4 protein-coding genes are annotated in these 3,529 nt (G+C 69.2%); all 4 read right to left on the reverse strand.

Annotated elements, in window-relative coordinates; genetic code table 11:
* Nucleotides 1-113: 113 nt before the first annotated feature.
* From catA to benB, 4 genes are read right to left on the reverse strand one after another with little or no spacing between them, the layout of a single operon-like run.
* Nucleotides 114-1,049, reverse strand: coding sequence for a catechol 1,2-dioxygenase (gene catA / locus ABZT49_RS16655; protein WP_355287232.1), 936 nt, complete (start codon nucleotides 1,047-1,049; stop codon nucleotides 114-116).
* A gap of 32 nt (nucleotides 1,050-1,081) precedes the next feature.
* Nucleotides 1,082-1,891, reverse strand: a complete 810-nt coding sequence (locus tag ABZT49_RS16660) for a 1,6-dihydroxycyclohexa-2,4-diene-1-carboxylate dehydrogenase (RefSeq protein ID WP_355287234.1) — start codon at nucleotides 1,889-1,891, stop codon at nucleotides 1,082-1,084.
* A complete protein-coding gene (gene benC / locus ABZT49_RS16665; RefSeq protein WP_355287236.1) occupies nucleotides 1,888-2,901 on the reverse strand; it encodes a benzoate 1,2-dioxygenase electron transfer component BenC in 1,014 nt (337 codons plus the stop codon). The genes ABZT49_RS16660 and benC overlap by 4 nt, the downstream gene beginning before the upstream one ends.
* Nucleotides 2,902-2,911: 10 nt before the next feature.
* Nucleotides 2,912-3,403, reverse strand: coding sequence for a benzoate 1,2-dioxygenase small subunit (gene benB / locus ABZT49_RS16670; protein WP_355287238.1), 492 nt, complete (start codon nucleotides 3,401-3,403; stop codon nucleotides 2,912-2,914).
* Between the last annotated feature and the right edge of the window lie 126 nt (nucleotides 3,404-3,529).

The following is a 3,529-nucleotide window of genomic DNA, read 5'->3' on the forward strand; positions in this document are numbered from 1 at the left end:
GATTTCAACCTTAGATTCGGCTTGGCCGCGCACTGCACGGCGTTTTCCGGCGAACGAATCAAATCCGTTAAGGCCGTAGCCCGCAGAGGGGGGAGGGTTCAGAGCGTCGTGCCTTACGCGGCTTCCGCGTGCGGCCGCACCACCACCGGATCGGGCGCGTGCGCCACCTCGGGGTTGAGCGCGAAGTCGAACCGGATGGTCGAGAACGGCCCGTCCAGCCCCGCCGCCTTGATCGCTGCCGGGTCGGTGACGCGCACCACGTCGGCGATCAGGCCGTCGCGGGTGGCGAAGGCGAAGTCGTCGTGCAGGTAGGGATCGTCCGAGAGGTTGATCTGCGTCGTCAGCTGCCGGTGGCCGGGGCCCGAGACGAAGAAGTGGATATGGGCCGGGCGCTGGCCGTGGCGGCCGAGCTGGTCGAGGAGCTTCTGGGTCTGTCCCTGCGGCGGGCAGCCATAGCCCTTGGGCAGGATGCTGCGGAAGCGGTAGCGGCCTTCCGCATCCGTCTCGATGCGCCTGCGGAGGTTCCAGGGGCTCTGGCCCTTGTCGAAGACCGAGTAGTTGCCGAGCGTGTTGGCGTGCCAGACATCGACGATGGCGCCCGCCACCGGCGCGCCGTTCTGGCCCGTCACCTGACCCTCGACGATCAGCACCTCGCCGTCCTCCGGGTCGTCGTCGAGGCGCGCCTCGCCCTTCGCCAGCGGCGCGCCGGCGACGTAGAGCGGGCCCTCGATGGTGCGCGGCGTGCCGCCCTCGATCCCGGCCGCCCGCTCCTTGGCGTCGATGCACAGGTCGATGAAGTGCTCGATGCCGAGACCTGGCATCAGCAAGCCGAACTCGTTCTTCTGACCGGTCTCGGTCAGGTAGCTCATCGCGGTCCAGAACTCGTTCGGCGTCACGTCGAGATCCTCGACGATCCGGCAGGCATCCTCGACGACGCGGCGCACGATCTGCTTCATGCGCGGGTTGCCGGCCTCGGTCGCGAGGCCCGCGACCTTGTCGAACAGGGCTTGAGCTTCGGCGGAACGGGTGATCGGAGACGGGGTGGTCATCGGCGTTTCCTCTCTTGTGGTTGAGTGAAGGGTCATCCGAGGTCGCCCCCGGCCACCGGCAGGGTCACGCCGGTGACGTAGGAGGCCTCGTCGGAGGCGAGGAACAGGATCGCGGCGGCCTGCTCGGCGGCGGTGCCGTAGCGGTGCATCAGGCTCGACGCCTTGGTCTGGGCCACCACCTCGGCGATCCAGGCCCGCTCCTGCTCGCTCGGCGGGGTCGGGTTGCGGGCGATGCGCCGGGGCGGCGCCTCGGTGCCGCCGGGCGCCACCGCGTTCACCCGGATGCCGTGCTCGGCGTATTCGACGGCCAGGCAGGCGGTGATGGCGTTCACCCCGCCCTTGGCGGCGGCGTAAGGAACGCGGTTGACGCCGCGCGTGGCCACCGACGACACGTTGACGATGCTGCCGCCCCCATTCGCCAGCAGGTGCGGCAAGGCCGCCCGGCAGCACCACAGGGTCGGGAACAGCGAGCGCCGGATCTCGGCCTCGACCTCGTGCGGGGCGTAATGCGCGAACGGCTTGAACCAGATCGAGCCGCCAACATTGTTGACCAGCACGTCGAGCCGGCCGTATCGCGCCACCGCCGCGTTCATCACGCGCTCGCAGCCCTCGAACGTCTCGACGTCGGCGAGCTGCACGGCGGCCTTGGCGCCGAGGTCGCGGGCCTCGGCGGCGGTCTCTTCGACGATCTCCGAGCGGTCGGTGAGGAGGAGGGCGGCGCCCTCGCGGGCGAGCCGTAAGGAGACCTCGCGGCCGATGCCCTGCGCGGCGCCGGTCACCACCGCGACCTTGCCCGAGAAGCGGTTCGGCGAGACGAAAGCGCTCTTGTCCAAGGCGGTCATGCCCCGCCCCCGACGCCGCTCGCCGCGAATTTCTCGTAGTGGAAGCTCGCCGGACTCAAGCCTCGCTCGGCGAAGGTCTTGCGGACCGCGTCGACCATCGCGGGTGGGCCGCACAGGTAGGTGTCGATGTCGCCGCCATGCAGGTGCGTGTCGGCCAGATGCTCGGTGACGTAGCCCTTTTTCGCGTGACGGCTGTCCGAGGACGCCACGCAGGTCTCGAAGCTGAAGCCTGGAATCGCTGCTGCCGCCTCTTCCAAGGCCTCCGTCTCGACGAGGTCGGCATCGTGGGTGACGCCGTAGACGAGGTGGATCGGCTGGTCCGCCCCGGTCTCCACGACCTTGCCGAGCATCGACAGGAACGGCGCCAGGCCGGTGCCGCCGGCGAGCATCAGCACCGGGCGGCGGATCTCGCGGAGGTAGAAGCTGCCCGAGGGGCCGGTCAGGTCGAGGGTGTCGCCCTCCCGCGCGCCCTCCGCCAGGTAGGTGCTCATCAGCCCGCCCGGGATGTTGCGGATCAGGAACTCGGCCTTCGCGCTCCCGGGGACCGAGCTGAACGAGTAGGAGCGCGCGAGGGCGCTGCCCGGCACCGCGATGTTGACGTACTGCCCCGGCAGGAAGCCGACCGGCTCCTCGGTCTCGAGCGCGAGCCCGAAGGTGGTGTCGGACAGCCGCCGGACCGCCGCGACCCGGCCCTTGAGGGCGGCGGCCTTCGTCTTGCAGACCTCCGAGGAGGCCGCGATAGCGAGCACGAGGTCGGTCTGCGGCCGCATCTGGCAGGCGAGGCCGTAGCCCTCGGCCGCCTCCTCGTCGGTCAGCGCGTCCTCGATGTAGCTGCCCGGATCGAACCGGCCGGATTCGCACCGGACCCGGCAGGTGCCGCAGGCGCCGTCGCGGCAATCGAGCGGGATGTTGATGCCGAGGCGGTAGGAGGCGTCCGCCACCGTCTCGCCGGGGCGGCAGGCGATGAAGCGGGTGACCCCGTCCTCGAAATTAAGCGCGATCTGGTTCACGGCGCCCTCCCTAGATGTGATAGACGTCGATGACGTGGTGGATGTAGTCGTTCTTGAGGACGACCTTCTTGGTCTTGATCAGCGGCGCCTCGCCGCTGGTATCGAGGGTGTAGAACGACGTGCCGAAATGGGTATCGACCGTCTTGTAGCGGTAGTTGAAGGTGAGCCAGTTGAAGCGGAGCTTGCACCTGGTCTCGTCCTGCTCCAGGATCTCGACGTTGGAGATGTTGTGCGAGGTGCGCGGCTCCGGCAGGCTGGTGGCGCTGGAGCGCTCGGTGCGGATGCGGAAGACCCGGTCCTCCAGGCCGCTGCGGCTGTCGTAGTAGATCAGCGAGACGTCGGTTTGCGGGTTGCTGACGAGCTGGTCGTCGTCGTCCCAGGACGGCATCCAGAACTCGACGTCGGGGGCGTAGAGCGCCAGCCAAGCGTCGAAGTCGCGGTCGTCGAGGAAGCGGGCCTCGCGGTAGAGGAATTGCTGCACCTGCTCCAGGGTGAGGGGCATCGGAGGGCTCCTTGAGGGCGTGCGGGGGCGCTCGGCGCCCCGGAGGGGGCGGCGCCGTCGGTGTTCTGAGTCGACGTTCGCAGGTAGGGCCTTTTCCCCTCCCCCTTGTGGGGAGGGGCTAGGGGT

The organism is Methylobacterium sp. EM32 (genome assembly GCF_040593685.1).
In the GTDB taxonomy this organism is placed as follows: domain Bacteria; phylum Pseudomonadota; class Alphaproteobacteria; order Rhizobiales; family Beijerinckiaceae; genus Methylobacterium.

Bases quoted from the DNA above. Each gene is read 5' to 3' on its own strand.
- catA (WP_355287232.1), bottom strand. From the start codon at position 1,049: ATGACCACCCCGTCTCCGATCACCCGTTCCGCCGAAGCTCAAGCCCTG.
- ABZT49_RS16660 (WP_355287234.1), bottom strand. From the start codon at position 1,891: ATGACCGCCTTGGACAAGAGCGCTTTCGTCTCGCCGAACCGCTTCTCG.
- benB (WP_355287238.1), bottom strand. From the start codon at position 3,403: ATGCCCCTCACCCTGGAGCAGGTGCAGCAATTCCTCTACCGCGAGGCC.